This is a genomic window from Dolichospermum heterosporum TAC447 (assembly GCF_024584745.1).
Taxonomy (GTDB): Bacteria; Cyanobacteriota; Cyanobacteriia; order Cyanobacteriales; family Nostocaceae; genus Dolichospermum; species Dolichospermum heterosporum.
This window is the reverse complement of record NZ_CP099464.1, coordinates 2,667,237-2,693,282: the sequence shown is the minus strand read 5'-3', so window position 1 is coordinate 2,693,282 and position 26,046 is coordinate 2,667,237. Positions and strand designations below refer to the sequence as shown.

Here is a 26,046-nt window from a genome sequence, read left to right as displayed (position 1 = left end):
ATAAAACCAAACTGTGTAAAGAAACGTAAAACCGCCCAAACCCTCTTGCCTTTTGCCTTGCTATAACGACAATTTTCAACGCCAACCTACTTATCTCCTTAAACTTGGTTTAATTCTAAGGTTTCTGGCATAGTTTCCACAGTTGATAAAATCTCTTCCTCAAATATTTCTAAATCAAACCAAAAAGTAGTACCGATACCAACTTCACTCACCAAATTTACTTGACTATGATGCCTGTCCATAATGTTTCTAACAATTGATAAACCTAAACCTGTTCCTTCTAGAGTATGAACTCTATTTTCTACACGAAAGAATCGGTCGAAAATTGCTTGTTGATCTTCTGGTGCGATACCAATTCCTGTATCACTAATTTCAATTCTCACTTTACCAGCATGATGGTGAGAATGAGAATTAGCATCTAGTTGATAGGCACGAATAACTACCTTACCACCGGCTAGAGTAAATTTAAGAGAATTACCAATTAAGTTGCCAAATACTTGCAGCAATAAATCATAATTACCTAAAACAAAAGGTAAATCAGGATTAAGTTCTTGGTATATTTCAATGCCTTTATCTTTGGCATTAAGCTGATAGGTACGTAATGTCTGTTCTATTGCTTGTGGTAAATCTACTTTATCAAAAGTGTAATTTCGACCTGATTCAAGTTTTGATAAATCTAAAACGTCATTAACTAAACGGGTGAGTCTATCAGTTTCATTATTAACTGTTTGCAGAAATTCTTTGCGTTCATCAATTCCTAAATCTTCACCATAATCATGCAGGGTTTCAATATAGGTTTTAATGTTAAATAAAGGTGTGCGTAATTCGTGGGAAATGTTGCTGATAAATTGGCTTTTTGCTTCATTTAGTTCTACCTCACGGCTAATATCTTGGACGGTGATAGCTATGCCTTTAATACTTTCTCGTTGCAGGTTGAGAACTGTGGTTAAAACAATGCGAATTGTGCGTTGAGTAGGTTGTTTTAGGAGGATACGAAATTCGGCACTTTCACATTCACCGACTGCCATTTCATACAAAGTCCGGGATATTTCCATTTGGACACCATGGGGTAAGTGATGCAGTATATTACTACCAACAACATCCAATCCTTCCCAAGCAAAAATCCGTCTGGCTGTAGGATTGACTAATATTACTTGCATATTATTATCAATCAAGACTGCACCATCAGCAATGGTAGAAACTAAGGTTTCTAACTTAGCTTTTTCGGCAGTTAATTCTTCAATATTTTGTTCTTCATAACGTTCTAGTCGTTCTGCCATTTCATTGAAGCTGAAAATTACTTCTCCTAGTTCACCACCTAGAGGTATATCTATCCGTTGTTTAAAATTTCCAGCCGCAATTTGTTTAACACCTACTAGTAATTCTTTAATAGGTTTAGTAATAGTTAAAGCATTAATTACTCCTGCTAAAATTACCATGACCCAAATTGTGATAAAAACGGCAATGGTAACATCACGGGTGAAATTAGTGGATATGACTGCGGTTTGATTAGGGTTAATACCAACTGCTAACACACCTAAGTATTTTTTATCTACTATTAAAGGCACAAATACATCTGTAACTGCGCCATCGGGGGTGTTATGCTGCCTAACCATTGGCTGGTCTTCATCGCCAGGATAATCTTCTGGTAATTGGATATGGCGCTTAATAGTGAGGGAGTTTTCTACCTCTGGTTCCCAAAAAGGAAGACCAAAAAAGATTTGCCCAGTTTCATCAGCGTATAACATATAACGCACGCTAGAAGTGGCACTGAAAAAACGTTGAGAAAATTGGGCAACTTCAGTTAAATTGTGATCGGCAATGAAGGGGGCTACATTTGCCCCCAGGAGTAATCCTAGATCTCGACCAAAGCGGGTATCATTGAGACGTGCATCTTGCTGAATTGTGTTTATAGCCCAGAAGGTTAAACCACTCATGACTAAGGAAACCATGAGGGTGGCGACGGCTAGGAGTTTGGTCTGAAGGGTGAATTCTGACCACCAATTGGCGATACTTGCTGCAAGGGATGCGTTGCCTTTTGCCAGCGCAGCGATCGCTTTTGACGCGCCAGAGACACATTCATCTCGGAAATTTCTGAAAATAGCCAGCATCTTAAAATATAAGTGTTAGTAAGTATTTGAACAAAATTAAATTCAATCGGGTCGTGAGGGAAAAGGGAACAGAAAGACAATGTGTGTAATTAATTTTGTCCGATTACCTCTTCTTTCCTAATTTAACTATGTTTTTGCAGTAATGGTGAAAACTAAGTTGAAACAGAGGTTATGTGATGTGACTATTACAATGTAAAATCGGTAATAATCTCAGGTTCAACATCAAGAATATTTTGACTTTCCCAGTTGGACTCACATTCTAACTCAGTAAATTATTTCCCAAATACTTGTAACCGAATTAAAATTTTTCTACCCTATTTATGACTTCTCCTGAAATACCCCGCAAATCACCCAGTCAAGCGATCGCTGCCAGAATTTTTCACACTGGCAATGTCATCAGTTTATTCATTATGATCACCAGCGGCTTGCAAATTTACAATGCAAACCCTGTCTTTGGTGGGCGTGGTGGATTAAGTATTTTTCCCCTGTTTACTTTAGGTGGTTGGTTGGCTGGAGGCAGACATTGGCATTTTGCAGCCATGTGGCTATTTTCTATAAATCTGTTTTGCTATGGAATTTATATTTTTGTTACCCAACGCTGGAAAAAAAGATTTGTTAGCGACAAAGATATCAAGGCATTACAAAAAACTCAGAATCACCAACGTTTAAACTATGCTTGGCATCGAATTATTTATACAGCCATCATTCCTATTTTATTACTAGCAATATTTACAGGTATAGGAATGTATAAACCTGCTCAATTTTCTTGGATAGTTGATATTTTTGGCAGTTGGCAAGCATTAAGAATTGTCCACTTTGCTTCTGTACCGATAGTGGTAGTATTTGTCTGGTTTCATTGGCGGTTAGGGCAGAATGTAGGCGGCAATGCCTTAACAAAATCTATGTTTTGATAAAAAAAACTAGCAGCATTGAGGAATTAAAATGAATAATCATGAATTTGCACGGAGAAAGTTTTTACAAATTTCCGGTTTGTCGAGTATGAGTTTATTACTGGGTGGTTGTGGTACACCCATGTTTGCAGATTTTGTAGGTAAACTGTCTGAACCTCTCAATCAGAAATTTGAAGAGTTAATATTTCAATCTCAAAAGCCAGTTCCAGAATTTTTACCTAGTCAAATTGAACCAAGTCAATTAATAATTAATAGCTTTAAATCTACACCAATTATTGATTTAGAAAAATATCGTTTAATTATAGATGGCGAAGTAAATCATCCTCTGAGTTTGAGTATGGCAGATATTCAAGCCTTACCTCTCACTTCCATGATTATTCGTCATGTTTGTGTAGAAGGTTGGGCAGCAATTGTGCAATGGGGTGGCATTCGTTTGCGGGAAATTATCGCCCTTTCTCAACCTAAATCTCAGGTTAAATATGCCTATTTTAAATCAGCAGATGGTTATTATGAAAGTTGGGATATCGCTTCAGCTTTACACCCACAAACCCTATTAGCTTATCAAAAAAATGGTGCAGCTTTGCCTGTGGAAAATGGTGCGCCTTTGCGATTAGCTTCACCCATTAAACTTGGCTATAAACAAAGTAAATGGGTAACACGAGTTACCCTCACCAGTAAATTATCAAATGCTAAAGGTTATTGGGAAGATATGGGTTATGAATGGTTCGCTGGATTGTAAATTGAAGAAGGAGTCAAGAGGTAGGGGCGCAGGGCCTGCGCCCATTCAGGAGTTCAGGAGAAAGAAAATTATCCAATAACCAATTACCTTATTTTTTTACTAAAATATAGGCATTTGTATATTCAGGTAATTTTTGAATATATTGTTCAAAATCTTTTTCACTAGCAAAAGTTCCTGCTAGGAAATCAAGTTGATAAAGGTTGGGTAAAAATGCCCCACCTGTATCGGCAATTACGCCCATTTTTAACCGTTTTTGATTGTCTTCAGTGACAATTATTCTGCCTAAACCAATGTTTAGCACATCTCCTGCAAATGTTACTCCTGGTTTGATGGATATTTTAGCATCTATTTTATATCCATAACCTTTAATTGCATCAACTTCTTGAAAATACCAATAACGCTTTTGTGCAGTGGCTTTTAAACCCCGAATATAGGACATTCCATTATTTTTGTCTACGTTTAAAAACTCTTTAGTTCCATCAGTAAAATTAACTAAAACAGTTCCCTGCATTAGTGCTGCCTCTAAACCATTGCGAGTTAAATAAGCAATAGGTTTAACTTTGCCAAATTCCTTACCTCCAGGTTCATAAATACCTGATAGAACATCTTGTTTTGTATATTGAGTGTAAAATTTATTTTGACTTAATTCTTCCTTAATAGCATAAATTGGTGTATTGTATTTAGAAGTTTTTTGTCGAGAACCGGGATGAATAAAAGCTGCATATTTAGTAATTCTTAATTTTTTCTGTTGGGGATTTTCTGGGTTATGGGCAGACCATTTAATTACGCGAAAATTGGCGTTAATAAAGTTAGGATCTTGTAACCGAGTTGTCCGCTTATTAGAAATGTCTTCTTCTAAGACGACAATCATAAAATCTAATGTTTTTAGAATATCTTTAACGGTAACTCCTTGAGTTACTAAGATACCTGTGCGTTGAATATCGGGATCTTCTTGAGAGTATTGTTGAAAGTATTTTCTAGTATTGGTGAGTACGGTTAATAAGTCAGCCTGATTAAAATTTATGGGGTTATTTGGTAATTTTCCTGCTGTCAATACTTGATTAGAATTAATACTATATTGATATTTTTGCCATTCATTAATAACTGAATAAAATGTGGACTTTTCATTATTTTTGGCATTTATATTAGATGGTTTTGGCGTAGGTAAATTATTAGAAAATACTTGAATTGGAGGATTTTCTATTTGGGATAATGATACATTTTTAACAATTTGTTGCTGTTGAATTGGTTGCTTGCTAGTGAAGACAATTACTAATAAAGCAGCAATAAATACTGTAATTTTGAATTTTTGATTAAATAGAATACGCATAATTCATGAAGACCAACAGTGATTATGCCCCATTTTAGCATTCTCAGAAATGTTGACAATGGAAAATATGCCTAATTATGATGATTAATCATTCATTTCCTTTAAGGTAGCTAATGCTGAAGGTGATAAACGACTAAGATAGCGGAATATCCAATATTTAACTATAGTGTCTAAAATTACAGGAAATGTGGCAATAAACATAAAGATATAATTTCTATTTGCTGGTAAACCTAAGTGTTCTGTAAATCCTTCCAGAATTACTTCCCAACCATGGGGTGAGTGAAAGCCGACAAATACATCTGTAGATAGGATAATTAAAAAAGCTTTAGCACTATCGCTTAAGCCATAAACAACTTGATCTATAAAGTGTTGAAGAGAAATAATATCTTTTGTACTAAAAACAATAACCAATGCAAAAGCAATTAAGGCTATAATATCAGCAAAGATATTACTAATGGCATTGGTACTTTTATGTTGAAATTCTGCTGCTAGTTCTATGGCTTTGGCTTTAATCTTGGATTCTCGATTTTCTGGAGAGATTTTAGTTTCTGAATCCAGTAAACTTTCAAACTTTAATTTTGCTGTAAATATTTTTAATTCATGAAAGGCTTTTTCTTCCATTTCTTGATTAAGAAAAATTTGCCCGGAGTGATCGTTTCTCAGATTTTCTACTATGGGAAGAATAAACAGCCGTTTGGACAGGTGATGAGTTAGCAGGGGAATTATTATCAATAATAATAAGAATTTGACGGCTATAGTTGTCCTCTGTCTGGATATTTGATATTTTTTAATAAATTCTTGATCTGCATTTGGAGATATATCACTGAGAATTTTCTGGAATGTTTTCCCGATTGATTTGGGAAATATGCCCGTTTTTAAGAATGTAAATGGTGGTGAGGAAACATCTTGATTAGATCGTGATGATTTTTTCATAGTTAGGATAAATCAGAGGTTAGATGTAGCCATGATCAATGCCTACAACTATAACAATTAAAAAGGTTGATGTTCAACTATAAAATAAATACCATTTTATTGTAGTGTATTACCAGTTTGATCTAATTTAACTGAGAGGGTAGTTGAAAATTTAGAACAATGGTAAAAACACATCTCAGTATAGGCTAAAGGCGTGATTTGTCAAAAAATCTTAATATATTTTCCTAATTGAAGTAGGATGGCTATATTTAGTGTAAAAATACTCCTACTGAAAACTTGCTGCAAAAGAAAAATTATGACTATGTATCCTAACCTCAACCGGGCATTTTCTCATCCTGTGCTAAAAGTAATTAGCGGTTTGAATAACTTCAATGCTGCTAGTGTGGCTGCGACTGTGAAAGCGGCTGATTTGGGTGGTGCGACTTTTGTGGATATTGCTGCTGATGTGGATTTGGTAAGATTGGCGAAAAGCTTGACTAAATTACCTATTTGTGTGTCTGCGGTTGAACCGGAGAAATTTGTCACTGCTGTGGCTGCTGGCGCTGATTTGATTGAAATTGGTAATTTCGATGCTTTCTACGCCCAAGGACGCAGATTTGAAGCTGCTGAGGTTTTGGAACTAACTCGCCAAACCCGTGCCTTGCTGCCAGAAATTACCCTATCTGTAACTGTTCCCCATATTCTTACCTTAGACCAACAGGTACAATTGGCTGAAGATTTGGTGAAAGCGGGTGCTGATATTATTCAAACTGAAGGTGGTACTAGCAGCAATCCCATTCACTCCGGTACTTTGGGTTTAATTGAAAAGGCTGCTCCTACTTTAGCCGCTGCTTATGAAATTGCTCGTGCGGTTTCTGTGCCTGTACTGTGTGCTTCTGGTATTTCTAATGTTACTGCACCTCTAGCGATCGCCTCTGGTGCATCTGGTGTTGGTGTAGGTTCTGCTATTAACCAACTCAATAGCGAAATCGCCATGATTGCTGCTGTGCGTAGTCTAGTAGAAGCTTTAGCGACTGCAAATATTCGCACATTTGCTTAAGAAGTAAAAGGCAAGAGGCAAGAGGCAAGAGGCAAGAGTAAAGAGTAAAGATATTCTCCGCTGCCCCCCCTGCCCCCTGCTTCTTCTCACCCCGACAATTCAAGATAAACAATTTTTCAACGTATCAATGACTTTATCTTGTTGTTCTTGCTCCAATTCGGGGAACATGGGTAAAGATAAAACTTCTTGACTTGCTTGCTCTGCTGCTGGTAATTGTCCTGGTTGATAACCTAAATTTTTATACACTGGCTGCAAATGTAAGGGTAAGGGATAGTAAATCATGGAATTAACCCCCTGTTCCTGCATTTGATTTTTTACGGAATCTCGATATTTACCACTAGCACCATTGCGTCTTTCTCCAGAAATCCGAATAGTGTATTGATTCCAAACACCAACTCCCCCAGGAAATTCTTGGGGGACAATAATATCAGAAACTTGGCTGAGTTGTTGGTAATAATAATCAGCGATTTGCTTACGTCTAGAGTTCCAAAGATCAAGATAGCGCAGTTTAATTTGCAGAATTACGGCTTGAATGGCATCTAAACGACTGTTGACACCGATTTCCTCATGAATATATCTTACTTTACTCCCATGTTCTCGCAAAACTCGTAGTTGAGTAGCGATCGCTGGATCATTCGTGGTAATTGCCCCACCATCACCGCAACCACCAAGATTTTTGGTAGGGTAGAAACTAAAACAACCAATATGTCCAATACTCCCAACTTTTTGATTTTCCCAACTTGCACCGGTAGCCTGAGCGCAATCTTCAATTACTCTTAAATTATGAGCTTTGGCAATCTCCATTAATCCTGTCATATCCACAGGGAGTCCAAATAGATGCACTGGCATAATTGCCTTGGTTTTTGATGTAATCGCTGCTGCTACTTTTTCTACATCTAAATTGAATGTAGTCGCATCAATATCTACAAATACTGGTATTGCCCCGACAGCACTGATAACTTCCGTTGTCGCAAAAAAAGTAAATGGTGTGGTAATAACTTCATCACCTGCCCCAATTCCTAAAGCCCGTAATGCTAAAAATAGAGCATCAGTACCAGAGTTACAAGCTACGCATTCACTGACACCATGATAATCTGCAAACTGTTGTTCAAAATCTGTAACTGCTGGACCACCAATATAACGCCCAGAAGCCAGAACCGCCAAGACAGCGGCACTTACTTCAGTTTCAATGGTGGCATATTGTTGTTTAATATCAAAGGCGGGAATCGAATTTACACTTTTAATCATGAGTTTTTATTTGTAAAGGAGTCAGGAGTAAGAAGTCAGGAGTCAGGAGTCAGAAAGAAGATTTTTCCCTTCCCTCTCCTGCGACAACCCGATTTAATTTTTTCAACTACTTATGCTAAAGTTTTCAATCGTTAAGAGGTGGATAAATTATGCCAGAGCTAATCAAGTTAGATATGGTAGATTTGGCTTTAGCGATGGGTTTAATGGCGATCGCCATTGGCATATCGGCATGGGAGAAATTAGGACTAGAATTAAATTTAAGCGTAGCTACTGGTAGAACTATCCTCCAACTACTTGTACTAGGATACATTTTCGACTTCATTTTTGCCGTTAACAATGTTTGGGCGGTAGTGGGAATTTTAGCAATAATTCTGACAATTACGGCAATTATTACTCGCAACCGCATCAGTCAAAAAATTCCACAAGTCTTACCTTTAGCTGGAAGTGCGATTTTTGTCAGCACCTCCTTAACATTGCTTTACACCAATTTTTTGATTATTCAACCAGAAAGATGGTATGAACCACGTTATATCATTCCTTTAGCTGGTATATTGCTGAGTAATGCCATGAATGCAGCCGCAATAGCCGGAGAACGTTTAGTTAGTAGTATCAACCAATTTCCCACAGAAATAGAAACCCATTTAAGTCTGGGTGCAACACCTGAACAGGCAATTAAGCCATACCGCAAAGAAGCGATTCGTGCTGCAATTATACCGACTTTGAATCAAATGATGTTGATCGGTATGGTGACAATACCAACCTTCACCAATGGACAATTATTAGCCGGTATCACACCGCTAGAGGCTGTATCCTATGAGATTTTAATTATTTTTATGGTAGCTGTCACCAATTTGTTAACAACTATTTTAATTACCAAGGGTTTATGTCGGCAGTTTTTTAATTCTGCCATGCAGTTGGTTCGGTAATGGGTGATTGGCGAATAATTCTTGGTCAACAATTCGCAATATTACTGGAAGCTGAAGGTAAGTAAGGTTAAAATTACAAGCAATGTCTAAATCTGAAGTAGAACTATGAAGACGGCTGAAAAACTGGCTGCTGGTTGGCTACTCACACTTGGATTCATGTTTTTGGCAATATCAGTTTCAGAAATCATAGATAAATCAGCGCAATCAGGAGTAATAGTATATCCGGTGGAGGGGGAACAGGTATTTTCTGCTCCCAATGCGGTTCAGAATAGCAAAGATACTATTGTAGGCGGAATAATTTTTGGTGTTCCTAGCGCGATATTGGGGAGTTGGTTAGCATTAGGTTTGTATAAACAAAGTCAACAAGAGAAAAAAGCCTTAAAACAAGAAAACAGTGAACAATTGCAAGCCCAATTTTATCAAATGCTACTACAAAATCAAGGAAGAGTAACTTTGTTAAATTTTGCCATGCAGTCCCAATTACCGGCAGCGGAAGCTAAACAATATTTAGCTTAACCGACAGAAGCCCCACGACTGACCCGAAGGGCAGCGTGGGATGAATGGCGCGTGAATTAACGACAGTTTTTCGACCAAAGCGACAGCAAGGGAGAAAAACATGGAGGCAATTCACAAATCTTGTGTTATGGTGTTTTATAGTAAATTTCTTTCGCTCTAATATGTTAAAAGTTGTCAAAATCAGATTATATCCAGATGCCCAGCAGCAGCAGTCATTAGCACAAGCTTTTGGCAGTTGTCGTTGGTTATGGAACTATTTTTTGAATTTGATGAATGAAACATATAAAGAAACGGGTAAAGGACTGTCTGGATACGAAGTCAAAAAGATAATTCCTCAGCTAAAGAAAGAACATGAGTGGTTATCATCAACTTATTCTCAATGCTTGCAAAAAGTCTGCTTAAATTTGGGAGTTGCATTTAACAATTTTTTTGAAAAAAGAGCTAAATATCCTAAGTTTAAATCAAAACATGGCAAACAATCTATTCAGTATCCTCAAAATGTTAAGATTGCCGATAATCAATTAATCCTACCAAAAATAGGAAAAGTATCAGCAATTATTCATCGAGAGATTGAAGGGAAAATTAAAACTGTAACTATCACCAAAAATTGCAGTGAACAATATTTCGCTGCTATTTTATTTGAAGATGGCAAGGAGAAACCAGAGTTAGTCACCGCAGGTAAAGCAATAGGTATTGACTTGGGATTAACTCATTTTGCAATTACCAGTGATGGTTCTAAATTTGATAACCCTCGGATACTGAATAAACATGAGTTGAACTTAAAAATAAAACAACAGCAATTATCCAGAAAACAAAAAGGCTCTAATAACCGCAATAAAACTAGAAAGAAAGTTGCTAGAGTCCATAGAAAGATAACTAATTGTAGAGAAGATTTTCTCCATAAACTATCTCGTAGGATAGTTAACGAAAACCAAGTTATTGTGGTGGAAAATCTTAATGTTAAAGGCATGATGCAAAATCACTGCCTAGCCAAATCTATTCAACAAGTTGGCTGGGGGATGTTTTGCACCATGCTTAAATACAAAGCAGAAAACGAAGGGAAGATTTATCAAGAAGTTGATAGATTCTTTCCTTCGTCGAAAACTTGTCATGTATGCCTTAATCAAGTGGGTAGTTTGCCACTTGATATAAGATTCTGGACTTGTGAAAAGTGCCAGACTAGACATGATAGAGATATTAATGCAGCAATAAACCTCAGAGATGAGGGACTACGAATTTTGACCTCTGGAACGGGGGATAAAGCGATGAAGTGTGGTCTTGGGGGTTTCCCCCATGAACAACTTGATCAAGAAGCCTGTCGCCCAGAAATAAGTCGCAGTAATAGAGGACGCAAGAAGTCTACTACTGTGCTTTCTGTTGGACAGGAAGCCGACACTGTACCGTCAGGTCAGTGTGGGTAGTTCACTTAGTGGTTGGTTATTTATAATTGGTGTGGTAATTTTTTCCGGCAGCTTATATGCTATCAGTTTAACGGGTATTAAGTCTTTAGGCGCAGTTGCCCCATTAGGAGGATTGGCATTAATGCTGGGTTGGGCTGCTTTAGCTGTGGCTGGTGCAACTATCAAGTTTTAATCCGTAGTGAATGGGAAATGGAGTCTAAATTATCACTCAAATTACCCTGATTTCTCTTGCCTGTTACCTTTTCTATCTTAATAGATTGAAAAATAGTATCGTCAGTTGGTGACATCAAGTAGGTAAAATATTACCGCAGTCTTAATAAAATAGGTGTAGCCAGCACGTGAAGATATTTGTATATCACACTCCCGAATTGACCCCAACTGATACAGTTCCAGAATGTGCGATCGCCGTTGATGTTCTGCGAGCAACTAGTACAATGGCTACGGTTTTAGCCGCTGGGGGCGAAGCTGTGCAGGTTTTCAGTGATTTAAATCAACTCATGGAAGTAAGTGAAAAATGGCCTCCAGAAAAGCGACTCAGGGCTGGAGAACGGGGTGGAGCTAAAGTAGCTGGTTTTGAGTTGGGTAACTCACCCTTAGATTGCACACCAGAATTAGTTGCCGGGAAAAGGTTATTTATTAGTACCACCAATGGGACAAGGGCTTTACAACGAATCCAAAATGCCCCCATTGTCCTGGCAGCAGCTTTGATTAATCGGGCAGCCGTAGTTAAATTTCTCTTAGAAAAGCAACCGGAAACTGTCTGGATTGTGGGTTCTGGTTGGGAGGGAAGTTATTCCTTAGAGGATACAGTATGTGCAGGGGCGATCGCTCATAGTATTTGCCAACAAACTAATTGTTCCCTCGCAGAAATCGGTGGTAATGATGAGACGATTAGTGCGATCGCTCTTTACTGCCAATGGGAAGATAACTTACCAGGACTACTCCATCAAGCTAGTCATGGTCAACGCTTATTACGTTTGGAATGTTTTGAAGACCTGAAATATTGTTCCCAAACCGATATTTTAGATATTTTACCAATTCAAACAGAACCAGGAGTATTAAAAAGTCAAAACAACTAACAAGTCAGGAGGTAGGGGCGCAGGTCCTGCGCCCAGTCAGGAGTCAGGAGAAAGAAAGAAGAAAATTTCTTCCTCTCTCTCTTCTTTGGCAAATCAAACATAATAATCAGGAATTTTCATCCTGTTAATCCTTTAATCCTGGACATCCTGATTCAGACAATTAATCCTTTAATCCTGGACATCCTGATTCAGACAATTAATCCTTTAATCCTGGACATCCTGATTCAGACAAAGACACACCCAACCACCCGGCAAAATTCTCCATTTGTGTGAAAGAAGGATTTTCTACAACTTTAAGTTGATACTTGCCAGGAATTGATGCAGCTAGAGTAACAGAATAAGTCCGCAATTCATCTTGATGAAAAACAGTAACTTGAATAGAATCATCCGCTCGATAATCCTTCAAGCGTTCATTGAACTGATTTCCCACCCTAATACCATCAATCGCTAATAATTCATCTCCAGCATCAATTCCCGCAAATTGTGCCGGTGAACCCGCTTCCACAAACTTAATTATCTCCCGTCCATTTTCAGTATTTATCCTCACACCCAAATAAGGTTCTTCATTCTTTTCCTCAACTAATTGCAAACCAAAAGGTTGTAAATATTGATTAAAAGGTAAATCGTCCAAACCATGAAGATAGCATTGAAAGAAATCTCCTAAATCCATACCCGCTACAGACTCAATCACACCCTCTAATTGTTCGGGAGTATAACCAACTTCATCCTTTCCAAACTCCTCCCACATTTGCCGCATCACATCATCCAAAGAACGCTGATTCCCATGATGAACGCGAATTAATAAATCTAATAACAGTGATACCATTTCCCCTTTGATATAATAGGAGATTTGGGAATTACCACTATTAGCATCTGGACGATAAAGTTTAATCCAAGCATCGAAACTTGACTCCGCCAAAGGTTGTACCTTCCGTCCTGGAGTCATTAAATATTTAGTAATTTCCTTACTCAAATAATTCAAATATGCCTTAGCATTATAAATACCTGCCCGTAAAGGAATAATTAAATCATAATAACTGGTTGTTCCCTCACAAAACCACAAAGATGGTGTATAATTTTCCTGATCATAATCAAACACTTCCAAACCCAAAGGACGAATTCTTTTAACATTCCATAAATGAAAGAATTCATGTGCCACCAATTGCAAAAATGGTTCATACTTATCCAAAGTCCGAAATCCCAACCTTTGATAAATTAACGAACAAGAATTTTTATGTTCTAAACCACCAAAACCCTGTTGAAGCAAATGCAGCAAAAATACATATCTATCATAAGGTAAACCACCAAACATTTGTGATTCTACCTCAATAATTTTTTGGCAATCAGCAATCATTTGCTGTGGTTGAAAATTTCCTTTTCCCCAAACTGCTAATTCATGAGGTTTTCCCAAAACTTCAAAATTGTATAATTGATGAAAACCAATTTCAAAAGGACAATCAACTAAAGTATCAAAATCAGCCGCGACAAAAGTATTTTTTGTTTCTGCAAATATTGGTAAACCAGTAGTTATTTGCCATTGAGGGTTAGCTGGAATCACCCGGATATATATGGGTAAACTTTCACAACCAGGGATTCTGAAAAATAACGCCGCCCCATTAAAATAACCGTGAGTAGCATCTAAATGATTTGTTCTGACTGTTAATTCATTAGCAAATACACGATAATGAATAGTTACTTCCGAACTATCACCTTTTTCTACTTGCCAATGATTTTTACTAACTTTATGCCAAGACAAGGGTTCATGATCAGCAAAAGCTGCAAAATCTTGTAAATGTCTCTCATATTCCCGGACTAAATATGAACCAGGAGTCCACACAGGCATTTTTAAATCAAGAACTGCCGATGGATAGTTGACAATGTGTAAAGTCACCTCAAACAGATGGGTTTCTGGCTGAGACATTCCCACCAAGTAATGAATTTGTGGAGAGAGTTCTGAAATCATTTTGTGTGTTGAGTTTTGAGTTACTTATCCATAATTAACAGTCTATGGTTCATCGTCAAGTCCAGGCATATAAAATTAATAATATGATGTATTTATATGCAAGACTTGGGAAAAAACAAGCCAAGGAGTTACTAATTATGACAGTACCTTATGACGAACTGGTTTTTCAATCACCATATTTAGCTGTAGTGAAAGCAAAACAACTGCTAGAGGAGGGGAAAATTAAAGAAGTTGATCATATTTTAGAGAGTTTAGCCGAGTCTATGGGGCGATCAGAAAAAAGAGCAGTAATTAGTCAATTAACTCGATTGATACTGCATATAATTAAGTGGAAATGTCAACCGGAAAAACGTAGTGCTAGTTGGGTAATTTCTATTCGTTCAGCTAGGGGAGAAATTACTGCCAGTCAAGAAGAAGTGCAAGTCTCAATCGAGATTTTTTGGAATCAATTTGGGATAAGTGTTTTCTAGCTGCAAAACAGGATGCTAGAGATGAAATGGGCAAAAAACCAGATATTATTGCTTTAAGTTGGGATGAAGTTTTTAACGAAACTTATACACTTTGGGACGATTAGAAAATTTCTATTTGGTAAAAAATCAGGTTATTTACAGCAGATGTCAGCAGTAAAACAGCCTCACTGCAAAGTTTTGTGATTAAAGAAAGGTTGTATACTCAAAAAGGCTAAAAGCTGGACTTTTTTATCATACAAAGAACAAGTTCAGAGCCTCTCCCCGCACCTCTTCTAAAAGGAGAGGGAAAAGGAATAACATTTAATACTGGAGATGTTTAGCAGAGGGGTTTCATATTTGGTTAAACTATGAACCGTATTTAGTATACCTCATTTACCTGTAATAGGCTGTATCTTAATTATTGGCTGTTCCCTCTTTCCCAATCATTACACTTCATTGCGAAATAGGCAGCTAGGTAAAAAACATGATAACTTTTGATCTAGGATAGCAAAGCAACTACACCAAATTCATCAAGGAGAACCCAGTGGCAATGGAATCAAATGTACTAACGGGCGCAATTGTAGATAATCAAGATACAAGTGAATACGTTGCTCATCTACAACTGCACATGGCACTACAAGCTCGCAACTTGGTTCCCAACTTGGTTCCCAACTTCAAACAAACAATTCAAGATAGTCGTCAACAATTACTGCATCAAACCCAAGCGGAGTTTGAAAAATTTGCTTCTCGCCAAGGTCTATATATGTGAACTACCACACACTGACTTCGGTACAGTGTGGGCTTCCCAATTCATCGGGAGTAGCCTCCAGAACTTCGTAGTTCTATTGGTCTGACATTCCCTCCAAGGGCAGAAGTCCTGATTCCCAAGACCCAAACTTTCTCTGGTAACACTTACCTATCAGCTTGGTTTTCGCTTACGGTATTGGTGGTCAAGAGGCTAAGATTTTACCACAAAATTTTGGGGTTTTAAACTGATTCTTCATCCATCTAAATAGATAATATTTGGAAAAACTTCAAATGTTCTTCGCCTTTACAAGGCTTACGCCTCCCTCCTATTAGTTGAGAACGATTTCGGTTTTTCCCACTGATTCACAAGTACCAAATTCAGTGAGGGACTTACGGTAAATAGTTAAGAGTATTTTTAGCTTAAACAGTAGAAGCCTCTCACCTACCCTACTGGGTAGGCAATGAGATGAATACAATACGCGCGAGTGAGGAATTGCCCAACGAACAAAATTAAGCTGCGCTTAATTTTGTTCGTTGGGCGATGTTAGCGCAGCGGCACGAAGTGCGGAATGAACACTTTCTTGATTTTTTTTCAAATATTTGATATACTTTTTAACAATGGGTGTAACTCAATTAAATGCACCAAAAGCAGCCTATCAAAATAAAAGCTAATTGTTCGGCTTAACCAAAGAACCGTGGGACACACGGTCTTAAAGCTCATTTAATGTCTTCATAGAAGAGTCGCGCTCGTTGCCCACACTCACCTGTTCGCGCAAGCGTGCCGCAAGGCATAAGGGAGTGTGTGGATTATGTCACTAGAATTACCATAGAATAGAAGCAGACATTGTGGTTTTCACCCCAAAGGTATACTCACAAGTTCTGCTTTTTATATTTTTTTACGCATTTAGTTAAGAAAATCACTCTTGGGAAGCAAGACCTAAGAGCAAAAAGCCATTAAAATGATTGCAGTATTAGATCACCAATCATATTTTGTAAAGGTTAAATGGCGGCTTGAATCAAAATGACTTCACTACTCCCTCGAAATCTCAGCGTTGTTATCCGACCAGTCCAGCATAGGGATTTGGAAGGAATCGATCGCTTAACTCAAGAATCATTGTCCCATCTTTCTTCCCAAGAAACTGATGCGGCGATGCAGCAAATGCAATGGTTAAAACACTGGTATGGGTTACTCAAATTCTTAAGTTGGTTTCCCAATCCTTTCCAGTACCGTTTCTGGGTCTATGTTGCCGAACAGGGAAGGACACTACTGGGAATGATTCAAGTCTCGCCTTTTAACCGCACTCGCAGCACTTGGCGAATTGATCGGGTGATGTTAGCAGGGACGGGCGATCGCATGGGAGTAGGTTCACAACTACTGCGCCATTGCTTTGAATCTATTTTAGAAGCACGAACCTGGATATTAGAAGTTAATATTAATGACGTTGATGCCTTGGCGCTATATCGCCACAATGGATTTCAACGACTGGCGGAAATGACATACTGGGAAATTAGTCCCCAGTTATTAGCAGAATTAATTCAAACCGAGCCAGATTTACCCAACCTCTTACCAGTCAGTAATGCTGATGCTCCCTTACTATATCAACTAGATACAGCATCAATGCCCCCCCTGGTACGGCAAGTATTTGACCGGCACACCCACGATTTTAAAACCACTTTGTTTGGTGCTATTGGTGATGCCCTCAAGCAGTGGATGACAAAAACCGAAGTTGTCAGTGGTTATGTCTTTGAACCCCAGCGGAAAGCAGCCATTGGTTATTTTCAGGTGCAACTGGATCGCACAGGGACAAAACCCCATATCGCCACACTGACAGTTCATCCTGCCTATACTTGGTTGTATCCTGAACTATTATCTCAATTAGCCCGTATCGCCCAAGATTTCCCCCAACAGGGATTACAATTAGCTTCTTCAGACTATCAACCAGAAAGAGAAGAATATTTAGAGCGCATTGGGGCTAAACGCCAAGAACATACCCTGATCATGTCTCGTTCCGTCTGGCATAAACTACGAGAATCGAAATTTGTCTCCCTAGAAGGGATTCAGTGGCAGGAAATGTTACAAGGACTGCAACCAACCCGGAAGCCTATTCCTGGGGGGATGTCATGGATGCCGCAACCACAGCAGGTGCAGCCAGAAAGAGCTACACCAGTTCAGTCGGAAATTGTAGCTTTCAATCATCAAAACCCTAATATAATAGACACACCTTGTCCATCAGATTCAGCTACAGATGAACCCTATGAGCAACAATAGCGTGATCTCCCAACAGCCATCAAAATCATTTATTTCCGCGTTGGGCGTGGATGTTGGTAGTAAACGCATTGGTTTAGCTGGGTGTGATGGCACAGGATTAATTGCTACGGGTATAACCACAATTGAGCGTAAGTCTTTTGTCGAAGATGTCGAGAAAATTCAGCAAATAGTCAATGAGCGACAAGTGCAAATTCTCATTGTTGGTTTACCTTATTCAATGGATGGTTCTATCGGTTTTCAAGCCCGTCATGTCCAAAAATTTGCGGCTAGATTAGCAGAAGCACTGAAACTTCCTTTGGAATATATGGATGAAAGATTGACTTCTTATCAAGCAGAACAACTGCTAATAGCTGAGAATCGCTCCCCATCAAGAAATAAGGGTTTAATTGACCGTAAGGCTGCTGCATTGATTTTACAGCAGTGGCTAGATGCTAGACGTAGTTCAGCACCGAGATCGGTAACATTTGCTGATGAGTGATCCCTTTTAACATGGTATTCTAAAAACTATTACTTCTATCTCTGAATTTATGGTTGACATCGGCTGTCATTTAGCGGTTCAATGATTTCCATATGTAAGAGTATTGTTACAGTTACATAATTCAGCTATGTATTCATCTCCACTTCCTGAAGACAATGATCACGATTCCGAAAGTTCTCTGATTTTAACAGATGAGCTAAAACGAACACTAGAATGTTACATCGAGCATACCCTCGATGTAGAGGGAGAAAAATATGTTCTCCTTCTTCCTGTAGATTCACCAATAGAAATTTTTGCTTGGCAAGCCGATGGCGACGAAGAAGAAGCCGTTTTGGTGGAAGATGATGAAATCATAGACCAAATTTTCGGCACTGCTCAAGCTGTGCTTTCCGAGCAAAATCTAATTCTCAAGAATACTGCTTATGCTTTGACTGTAGCAGGTGAGTTGCCTCCTGAAGATGAATCGAAATTCTTTACTTTAGAAATTGAAGATGAAGAAAATGGTTTAGAACCAGAGCAATTAATGGAAATTGCCACTTTTTATCATGATGAACAGGAGTATGCAATTTATACTCCCCTCGACCCCTTGCTCTTTTTTGCCAGAATTACGAAAACAGGTGAACCAGAATTACTTTCTCCTGAAGAGTTCCGTAAATTTCAACCCCTCTTAGAAGAACATCTTTTTAACGAAGTTGAGTAATGGGTAATGGGTAATTGGTAATTGGTAATTGGTAATTTAATTACTGTTGCTTTTTACCTTTTGCCTTATTCAAAAATCTAAATAAATCTAAACCTAAAATTTTTCTTTATTCCTTTCTTTCTTCCTCCTGACTCCTGACTCCTGACTCAAAAAATTATGACTCGCAACCATCTATTAGAGCCTAACTTGATTTTAGCAGGTTCAGTTTTGACGCTGACACCAGATATGATCCGACAATATGGGCTGAAAGGGCTAGTATTAGATGTGGATGAAACTTTAGTACCGATGACAACAAGTTCTACTTTCCCAGAATTGCAAGCATGGATAGAAGAAATTCGGGTTTGTACGACATTGTGGTTAGTTAGTAATAATTTAAGTGAAGCGCGAATTGGTGGCATTGCCCGTTCTCTTAATTTACCTTATTATTTGGGTGCGGCTAAACCCTCCCGACGGAAAATTCGGGCGGCGTTGCAGGAGATGAATTTACCTGTACATCAAGTGGGGATGGTAGGCGATCGCTTGTTTACAGATGTTTTAGCTGGTAATCGCTTGGGAATGTTTACAATTTTAGTTGAACCAATTATCCATCCCGATTTTACAGCCCTCCGTTCCCATCCTATCCGTAATATTGAAGTTTGGATATCAGAGATATTGGGTGCATCTATTACAGGTAAAGCTATTAAACATTAAAAATTGGGCGTTGCATAATTGAAGTATGAATTTATCCTCACGCAAAGGCGCAGAGGTAAGAGGTTTAAAAATTCACATCATGTTGAGAAAGCAATTTTTCTACTTTTGCTTCTTCAATGCGGGATTCATAAAAAATTTGTACCAGTTTTGTAAGTGGCACAAACTTGTAGAGACGACCGCAGTTTTGATCTAACTCCGCTGCCAAATTTTAATTGTTTTGTCCAAACTCCCACTGACTAACATTTCTCCAGAAGCAGTAAAGGATAAAGCTGTGACTGTATTAGCATGACCGGCAAATGTCCCTAATAATTCCCCAGATTGTAAATGCCACAATTTGATAGTTTTATCAGCACTACCACTAGCAATAATTTGTTCATCAGGACTCAAAGCAACTGTATTCACACTATCTCGATGTCCTTTGAGAGTGTGAACTAATTCCCCAGTAGCTAAATTCCAAACTCGAATAGTTTGATCTTGACTACCACTGACTAAAAATTTAGCATCAGCACTCATGGCTAGGGAACTAACAATATGAGAATGACCCATCAGGGTGTATATTGGTTGTGTATCTGACAAATTTTTCTGATTGAGTGTTGAGGATGTTTCCCAAACTTTAATTTTGCGATAACTACCTGTAATTAAAATTTTGCCATCTTGACTTAACACCATTGAATGGGCTGCTGTATCATCTAAGGATAGGGTATTTTCGACTTGGCGATCGCGCAAGTTCCAAAACAAAATCTGGCGATCATGACCACCAGTCGCTAACATCTTACCATCAGGTGTAAACGCCACACAACGGACATCTCCATGATGTTTATGGAGAATATCAATTAGATCCAACGCCCCAGTATGCCAAATTTTAACGGTGGAATCTGCACCTACACTTACTAATGTTTGTCCATCGGTGCTAAAAGCCAGGGAATTAATCTCATCTACGTTGGCAGAAATAACCCAAGGATATTCTGATAATGTCTCGATTAATTCACCTTTTGATAAGTCCCATAATTTTGTTTCTCCCCTGCTACCACTAGCTAACATCGGGATTGTTTTCACATTTTTAGTTCCGGCATCCTGGACTACTAAAGTTTTGATAGCATAGGCTAAACAGTTAATACCTTTGGTATGTCCTTTTAATGTTTGCCAGCATTCCCAATCACCAATAATCTTCTTTTTGGGATGTTCTGGTGGTAAGGTTTGAATGGTTTCTACCATCATTTTCTCATCAGTTATTGGTACATCATCTGGTTTACTACCCAGAGACTGTAAATACCAATTTAATCCTCCTGCATAAAATAGGCTGCTGGGAGTTAGATAAGTCTTTGAGTCTGAAAAATCTAGTTGATTTGTCGGTAAAAAACCAGTAATCACTGTTTGTTTGTGGTATCCTGACTGGGTATTTCCTGGATAAAACAAACACAAGAAAATCAATACTTGGTGGTTATTGATATCTTCTTGACTAACAGACCAACGAATTTTATCTTTTTTAATACCGTTAAAACTTTCTCCATCTGCTACGTGAATTTGAATACTCACTTTTGGGTTATTTGCTAACAAATAAGTAAACTTACTTTCACCACGTAAATTTCCTTCATCATCCAAACCCATATTTTCTAAAGTGTCTTGTGGCACTTTTCTCACCAATTTTCCTAACCGTTCCGTAATCATCCAATCAACAATTTGTTCACGGACAAGATAATCTTCTGCTTGGCGTTGAAAATAGGTCGGAAAGGGAATGATCCAATCAGGATATTCAGGATATTCAGGTGGTATCGGTGGGGGATTTTTGGCGAGGATTTCAGCTTGCTGACGAGAACATTCAAGAATTTTCGTTAATGAATCCCCCGCAAATGCCATTACCTCACTGTGATAACCTTTAACTCGACTTTCTAAAAGAGAAAGATCCGCCGTTTTCGGTTTTTTCACCCGGTTTAAGAAGTCAGTTTGTTGCGCTTTTAGTAAACTAATCCAATTCATCTGCATGATAGTGGCACACCATTGCATACCCAAGATAACTTATACTAATACAATAATTACTCAATTTATAACTTCAGCCAAAATTTAGTAATTATTACAGTCTGATGGAATACAAAAACTAGCTAAATCTAATGGTGAACATCAAGCCCTACTGTGATTAAGCACTGCTTAACTTTATATAAGTAGTGAGACAGAATTAATTACACAATGTCATTGCGTTAGTGAAGCGTGGCGTTAGCCATATGGAAGGAAGTGAAATGAAGCAATCGCCAGGGTTGTGATTGCTTCCCTTCGCTCGCAATGACTGTAAATATTTTTGTCCAATTACTTAGCAGTTATTTTTAGGATGCAATACAATGGAGGACGGGAAAACCACGCCCCTACAGGCTTAACGATTTGCTGACTGGATCTCACAAAGAGTGCATACCGCTATATGGTAGGTTATGGGGATTTCGATGATTTCCATAAATTCTAACTAATCTAACTGATAATTTACTGTTTCTATAGAAACACTTCTGGCTAGAAAAATAGTAAGCATTCAAGCCTTAGTCCTCAACTAATCCAGCTTTTTGTAAAATATAGGTAATTCAAATTTATTCTTTGCTATTCCTCCATGCTACTGAGAGGTTGTTTGAAAAGTGGTATCCCGTAATTTTCATCACATTGTTACCCCCCTTTCCCTTTGTGAAGAGGGGTGACAATAAAAATCTAGTAGTTCGTCAAATTTATTTTGACGGGTAATGATCGGAAAAAACTTCTGTTCTTCCCTCCCCTGCCCCCGGTGCCTCTCTTCTCCCCCTGCTTGCCTTCACCCGTCATTTTCGGGTTGACAGACTACTAGTTCCCTCCCCTTTATAAGGGGAGGGTTAGGGAGGGGTAAAATATTTGATACAGCAATCATGACTTTTTAAACACACTTTGAGAGAGTTTTTTGGCATCTATCTGATTTTTAAACACTTTCTTATTGATATGTTCAGCATAACTTTATTAAAAAAATAAATACTTTTGTCTAGGGTTTGACTATTATAAAAATAGTTATTTTAAGTATGGGAAGCATCAATATTTATTATCTACAAAACTTGAATTTTGTCTGGAATCAATTTTAGATTTATGAATCATAAAAAAAACCTAATCTCTTTAGAAAAAATCATCCCTAATAAATTGTTAAATCAGATACAATATATTCATTGTAGTTTAGTTTCATGGTGGATTTTGCATTGGGGAAGTCAGCCTTTGAAATTTTCTGAAAAATCAGCAATGGTTTTTTCTCCTCATCAAGATGATGAAACCTTTGGTTGTGGAGGGATGATTGCCCGTAAAAGAGAACAAGGAATACAAGTAGGTATAACTTTTTTAACTGACGGTAGAGGTTCTCATGGCTTAGATCCACTTATGCAAAATCAAGTTATCCAGATTCGTCAACAAGAATCTTTGATGGCGTTAAATATTTTGGGAGTAACCCCTTCAGAGATTCATTTTTTAAATCACCAAGATGGCAGTTTAGCTTCTTTGAATATAGAGAAAAGGCAACAGATAATTACTGAAATTTCAGAACTACTAAATTTATATCAACCGGGAGAGGTTTATGTGCCTCACCGTAAAGACTGTCATCAAGATCATGAAGCTACTTATAATTTAGTGAAAGAGGCAATTATCCAATCGCAAATTCATACAGAAATACTTCAATACCCTATTTGGGTATTTTGGCGATCGCCATTATTTATTCTGTTGAAGTTACAAGACATTGCAGCGGCTTATCGCTTATCAGTAACATCAGTAAAAGAGAAAAAACAAAAGGCTATTGCTGCCTATTCTTCCCAGCTTGAGATGTTACCTCGGGGATTTATTAACCGATTTTTATATTCGGAAGAAATATTTTTTAAATCCGAGTAAAGTGGGGACAGGGAAAACGCATCTGAAGATTTGCTATAAATAATTACAGTGGAGAAAATTTAAATGCGGATTCTACATATTACTAATCATGTTCAAAAAATCGGTAATGGAATTGTTAATGTTGCTGTAGATTTAGCTTGTTTACAAGCAGAAAGTGGTCTGGATATTGCTGTAGCTTCTGCTGGTGGAGAATATGAAAAATTATTAGCAGATCACGGTGTTGAACATTTTTATTTAAATCAATGTCGGACACCATTAAATCTGATTAAAGCTGCTTGGCATTATCGCCAAATTATTAAAGATTTTCAACCGGATATTGTTCATGTACACATGATGACAGGAGCAATTTTAGCAGGTATTTTTCGCAAGAATCGAGAATATCATTTAGTTTCTACTGTCCATAATGAGTTTCAACATAGTGCTATTCTTATGGGATTAGCTGACCAGGTAATTACAGTTAGTAAAGCAGTAGCTAATTCAATGATTAACCGGGGTATTCCACCTCAGAAGTTACGAGTGGTTAGTAATGGGACTTTAGGAAGTCCTCGGCATAAAAAACTTGCAGATTATCAACCAGTAGAAATGCCACATCCATCTATAACTACTGTGGCTGGGATGTATACCCGCAAAGGTATTTATGAGTTAATTGAGGCATTTAAAATAGTTTCCATAGACTTTCCACAAGCACATTTATATTTGGTAGGAGATGGTCCAGACCGACTGATGTTCGAGTCTATGGTGCAAAATACAGATTTCAGCAATGCCTACGGCGGGCTGCGCCAACGCATTCATTTTGAGGGATTTCAGGCAGAACCGCAACGCTATATGTTAGGAACAGATATCTTTGTTTTGGCTTCACATTGTGAATCTTTTGGCTTAGTGCTAACGGAAGCGCGGGAAGCTGGTTGTGCAATCGTAGCCAGTGATGTAGATGGCATTCCTGAGACTTTAGATTATAGTCAGGCGGGGATTTTAGTGCCACCCAAGGATATTTCAGCCTTAGCTAATACTTTGACACAATTATTGAGCGATCGCCAACTTTTAAATCAGTGGAAATTCCGCGCCCAACAAAATCTAGAAAGATTTAGTGCAGCACGAGTGAATGAAGAAACACTAAGTGTATATCGTGAATTAATGAGAAAAGACAATATCATCAGAGTCATGGAAACCAGAGAATTAGCCAATCTTAATTAACTCCTGTTTGCTAATGTGCATCGCAATTCCTTTCTCGTAATAGGCAGCTTCATTAATAAAGATCGGATAAACAGTAGAATTTCCTTGATAGAAAATTTCTTCTCCTGTGAAAGTCATAAAAATAGGATCACCAGGATGCAAAGGTTCATAATCTTGAAACTGAAGTTGGGGATGAATCATCGCCTGAATTTCCCCTGCTTCATTTCTCGGATAATCAATCACACCAATTGATTTATAAACTGTTAGTGTGTTATTTTTTAGTAAATTTTTTCCTTGATTATAGTCTTCAAAATAATCTAAAACACTATAAATAAGTTGTTCAGTTTGTTGAAATAATTCCGCATTTAAAATTCCTTGAGGTACAGCACCAACTTCAATTGCAAAACCTAAATCACACAAAGAACGTAGAAAACCACTACCTTGAGGTTGTTCATGAATATAAACCTTCACAGAAGGATTAACTGCACTCAAAGCAGCAGCTAATTTCAGCAGAAAAGGATGCCAATTTCCCAGAATAATACATAATCCCATATTGGCAGTAGTCGTATGTACATCAATAATTGTATCTACAGATTCTTGATTTTCTGGTTGTAATATTTGTTGAATTTCTCGCGCCCTTAATTCTTCGTAACTTGAAATTTTTGAATTTGATAATTTATCTTTATTAAAGCAACGATTCAGATCCGTATCAATATATCTTGTCCGTGCAGCAATAGCTTTAGGATTACCAAGTAATGATAAAGTTTCAAAACTGCCTCGATGAATTAAATGGGGATATTGTTGAAACTTTTTCACTAAGTAAACTCCCGTTAACTCATTACCGTGATTTCCGCCGACAATCGCCACCCGATGAATTTGATTCATAAATACCCCGGTTACAAGCAAATTAGCTATGAAAGTGAACACATTCTATCAGTCCATAGCCACTTTATCAGGACTTACGCAACTGGCACATTGGTAGGGTGCGTCAGACTGCATAAATTCTGCAAATAAACAGATTATTGATATCTGACGCACCCTACAACTCAATTAAATGCACCAAAAGCAGCCTATCAAAATAAAAGCTAATTGTTCGGCTTAACCAAAGAACCGTGGGACACATGGTCTTAAAGCTCAGTTAATGTCTTCATAGAAGAGTCACGCTCGTTGCCCACACTCACCTGTTCGCGCAAGCGTGCCGCAAGGCATAAGGGAGTGTGTGGAGTATGTCACCCTTAACCGAATAGTGTTGAGTCCAGATGCCAATAGCAAGATGAAGGGAATAAGTAGTGAGACAGAATTAATTACACAATGTCATTGCGTAAGCGTTGCGTGGGGTTAGCCATATGAAACGAAGTGAAATGAAGCAATAGCGTTCGCGGAGCGTCCCGGAGGGAACTAGCGCTGCTGCAAGCAGTCCGCCAGGGTTGTGATTGCTTCCCTTCCCTCGCAAT

The 26,046-nt window shown here is 38.0% G+C and carries 24 protein-coding genes and 1 pseudogene; 17 read left to right on the top strand and 8 right to left on the bottom strand.

From position 1 onward, the window contains the following. Positions 1-98: 98 nt before the first annotated feature. Complete coding sequence (gene nblS, locus NG743_RS12150; protein ID WP_236630602.1) at positions 99-2,111, bottom strand: two-component system sensor histidine kinase NblS; 2,013 nt, start codon at positions 2,109-2,111, stop codon at positions 99-101. A gap of 320 nt (positions 2,112-2,431) precedes the next feature. Between nblS and NG743_RS12145 the strand changes: the two genes are divergently transcribed. Then, positions 2,432-3,022: a cytochrome b/b6 domain-containing protein gene (locus tag NG743_RS12145; protein ID WP_027403054.1), complete on the top strand. Its 591-nt coding sequence runs from the start codon at positions 2,432-2,434 to the stop codon at positions 3,020-3,022. A gap of 31 nt (positions 3,023-3,053) precedes the next feature. Beyond that, the gene (locus tag NG743_RS12140) at positions 3,054-3,761 is read left to right on the top strand and encodes a molybdopterin-dependent oxidoreductase (protein ID WP_257122046.1); all 708 of its coding nucleotides are present in this window, start codon (positions 3,054-3,056) and stop codon (positions 3,759-3,761) included. An 88-nt stretch (positions 3,762-3,849) separates the two neighbouring features. Here the strand turns inward: NG743_RS12140 and NG743_RS12135 are convergent, their stop codons facing one another. After that, on the bottom strand, positions 3,850-5,091 hold the full coding sequence (locus NG743_RS12135; RefSeq protein ID WP_027403052.1) for a hypothetical protein: 1,242 nt from the start codon (positions 5,089-5,091) through the stop codon (positions 3,850-3,852). Positions 5,092-5,175: 84 nt separating this feature from the next. Beyond that, positions 5,176-6,024, bottom strand: coding sequence for a hypothetical protein (locus tag NG743_RS12130; protein ID WP_051424363.1), 849 nt, complete (start codon positions 6,022-6,024; stop codon positions 5,176-5,178). 295 nt (positions 6,025-6,319) lie between these two features. On the opposite strand from NG743_RS12130, the gene NG743_RS12125 reads away from it, so the two are divergent. Beyond that, entirely contained in the window at positions 6,320-7,063 is a 744-nt protein-coding gene (locus NG743_RS12125) for a DUF561 domain-containing protein (RefSeq protein ID WP_027403051.1), read from the top strand. A 99-nt stretch (positions 7,064-7,162) separates the two neighbouring features. Here the strand turns inward: NG743_RS12125 and NG743_RS12120 are convergent, their stop codons facing one another. After that, positions 7,163-8,311 carry a DegT/DnrJ/EryC1/StrS family aminotransferase gene (locus NG743_RS12120; RefSeq protein ID WP_027403050.1) on the bottom strand — a complete coding sequence of 383 codons (1,149 nt, stop codon included), beginning with the start codon at positions 8,309-8,311 and terminating at the stop codon, positions 7,163-7,165. 149 nt (positions 8,312-8,460) lie between these two features. Here NG743_RS12120 and NG743_RS12115 point away from each other — a divergent pair, with 149 nt between their 5' ends. From NG743_RS12115 to NG743_RS12095, 5 genes and pseudogenes are all read left to right on the top strand, one after another. Beyond that, positions 8,461-9,237 carry an ABC transporter permease gene (locus NG743_RS12115; protein WP_257122045.1) on the top strand — a complete coding sequence of 259 codons (777 nt, stop codon included), beginning with the start codon at positions 8,461-8,463 and terminating at the stop codon, positions 9,235-9,237. A gap of 105 nt (positions 9,238-9,342) precedes the next feature. Further along, positions 9,343-9,753: a hypothetical protein gene (locus tag NG743_RS12110; RefSeq protein ID WP_257122044.1), complete on the top strand. Its 411-nt coding sequence runs from the start codon at positions 9,343-9,345 to the stop codon at positions 9,751-9,753. Between the two features lie 161 nt (positions 9,754-9,914). Then, entirely contained in the window at positions 9,915-11,174 is a 1,260-nt protein-coding gene (locus NG743_RS12105; RefSeq protein ID WP_027403048.1) for an RNA-guided endonuclease InsQ/TnpB family protein, read from the top strand. Between the two features lie 7 nt (positions 11,175-11,181). Continuing rightward, positions 11,182-11,346 (top strand): annotated as a pseudogene (locus NG743_RS12100) (DUF423 domain-containing protein); the annotation flags it as partial. Positions 11,347-11,512: 166 nt separating this feature from the next. Further along, positions 11,513-12,253 (top strand): 2-phosphosulfolactate phosphatase family protein, encoded by a 741-nt coding sequence (locus tag NG743_RS12095; RefSeq protein WP_027403047.1) that lies wholly within the window; start codon positions 11,513-11,515, stop codon positions 12,251-12,253. A 196-nt stretch (positions 12,254-12,449) separates the two neighbouring features. Here NG743_RS12095 and NG743_RS12090 read toward each other — a convergent pair whose 3' ends face one another. After that, positions 12,450-14,216, bottom strand: coding sequence for a M61 family metallopeptidase (locus NG743_RS12090; protein ID WP_027403046.1), 1,767 nt, complete (start codon positions 14,214-14,216; stop codon positions 12,450-12,452). 44 nt (positions 14,217-14,260) lie between these two features. On the opposite strand from NG743_RS12090, the gene NG743_RS12085 reads away from it, so the two are divergent. From NG743_RS12085 to NG743_RS12055, 7 genes are all read left to right on the top strand, one after another. Further along, a complete protein-coding gene (locus NG743_RS12085) occupies positions 14,261-14,686 on the top strand; it encodes a DUF29 domain-containing protein (protein WP_257122043.1) in 426 nt (141 codons plus the stop codon). Next, positions 14,656-14,790 (top strand): hypothetical protein, encoded by a 135-nt coding sequence (locus NG743_RS12080; RefSeq protein WP_257122042.1) that lies wholly within the window; start codon positions 14,656-14,658, stop codon positions 14,788-14,790. Before NG743_RS12085 ends, NG743_RS12080 begins: the two co-directional genes overlap by 31 nt. 425 nt (positions 14,791-15,215) lie before the next feature. Further along, complete coding sequence (locus NG743_RS12075; protein ID WP_027403044.1) at positions 15,216-15,434, top strand: hypothetical protein; 219 nt, start codon at positions 15,216-15,218, stop codon at positions 15,432-15,434. 999 nt (positions 15,435-16,433) lie between these two features. After that, positions 16,434-17,681, top strand: coding sequence for a GNAT family N-acetyltransferase (locus NG743_RS12070; RefSeq protein ID WP_027403041.1), 1,248 nt, complete (start codon positions 16,434-16,436; stop codon positions 17,679-17,681). Continuing rightward, complete coding sequence (gene ruvX / locus NG743_RS12065) at positions 17,668-18,159, top strand: Holliday junction resolvase RuvX (protein WP_051424362.1); 492 nt, start codon at positions 17,668-17,670, stop codon at positions 18,157-18,159. The genes NG743_RS12070 and ruvX overlap by 14 nt, the downstream gene beginning before the upstream one ends. A gap of 127 nt (positions 18,160-18,286) precedes the next feature. After that, positions 18,287-18,859, top strand: coding sequence for a DUF3727 domain-containing protein (locus NG743_RS12060; protein WP_027403039.1), 573 nt, complete (start codon positions 18,287-18,289; stop codon positions 18,857-18,859). Positions 18,860-19,015: 156 nt separating this feature from the next. Next, entirely contained in the window at positions 19,016-19,549 is a 534-nt protein-coding gene (locus NG743_RS12055) for a YqeG family HAD IIIA-type phosphatase (protein ID WP_027403038.1), read from the top strand. A 64-nt stretch (positions 19,550-19,613) separates the two neighbouring features. On the opposite strand, the gene NG743_RS12050 is transcribed toward NG743_RS12055, so the two are convergent. Together NG743_RS12050 and NG743_RS12045 are read right to left on the bottom strand one after the other, a co-directional pair. Next, the gene (locus NG743_RS12050; RefSeq protein ID WP_257122041.1) at positions 19,614-19,754 is read right to left on the bottom strand and encodes a hypothetical protein; all 141 of its coding nucleotides are present in this window, start codon (positions 19,752-19,754) and stop codon (positions 19,614-19,616) included. Then, positions 19,739-21,532: a WD40 repeat domain-containing protein gene (locus NG743_RS12045; protein WP_257122148.1), complete on the bottom strand. Its 1,794-nt coding sequence runs from the start codon at positions 21,530-21,532 to the stop codon at positions 19,739-19,741. Before NG743_RS12045 ends, NG743_RS12050 begins: the two co-directional genes overlap by 16 nt. A 1,104-nt stretch (positions 21,533-22,636) precedes the next feature. Between NG743_RS12045 and NG743_RS12040 the strand changes: the two genes are divergently transcribed. Both NG743_RS12040 and NG743_RS12035 read left to right on the top strand, forming a co-directional pair. Further along, entirely contained in the window at positions 22,637-23,419 is a 783-nt protein-coding gene (locus tag NG743_RS12040) for a PIG-L deacetylase family protein (protein ID WP_027403036.1), read from the top strand. Positions 23,420-23,482: 63 nt separating this feature from the next. Beyond that, positions 23,483-24,613: a glycosyltransferase family 4 protein gene (locus tag NG743_RS12035; RefSeq protein ID WP_257122040.1), complete on the top strand. Its 1,131-nt coding sequence runs from the start codon at positions 23,483-23,485 to the stop codon at positions 24,611-24,613. Here NG743_RS12035 and NG743_RS12030 read toward each other — a convergent pair. Continuing rightward, the gene (locus tag NG743_RS12030; RefSeq protein ID WP_257122039.1) at positions 24,596-25,477 is read right to left on the bottom strand and encodes an aspartoacylase; all 882 of its coding nucleotides are present in this window, start codon (positions 25,475-25,477) and stop codon (positions 24,596-24,598) included. The two genes, NG743_RS12035 and NG743_RS12030, sit on opposite strands and share 18 nt — an antisense overlap. Between the last annotated feature and the right edge of the window lie 569 nt (positions 25,478-26,046).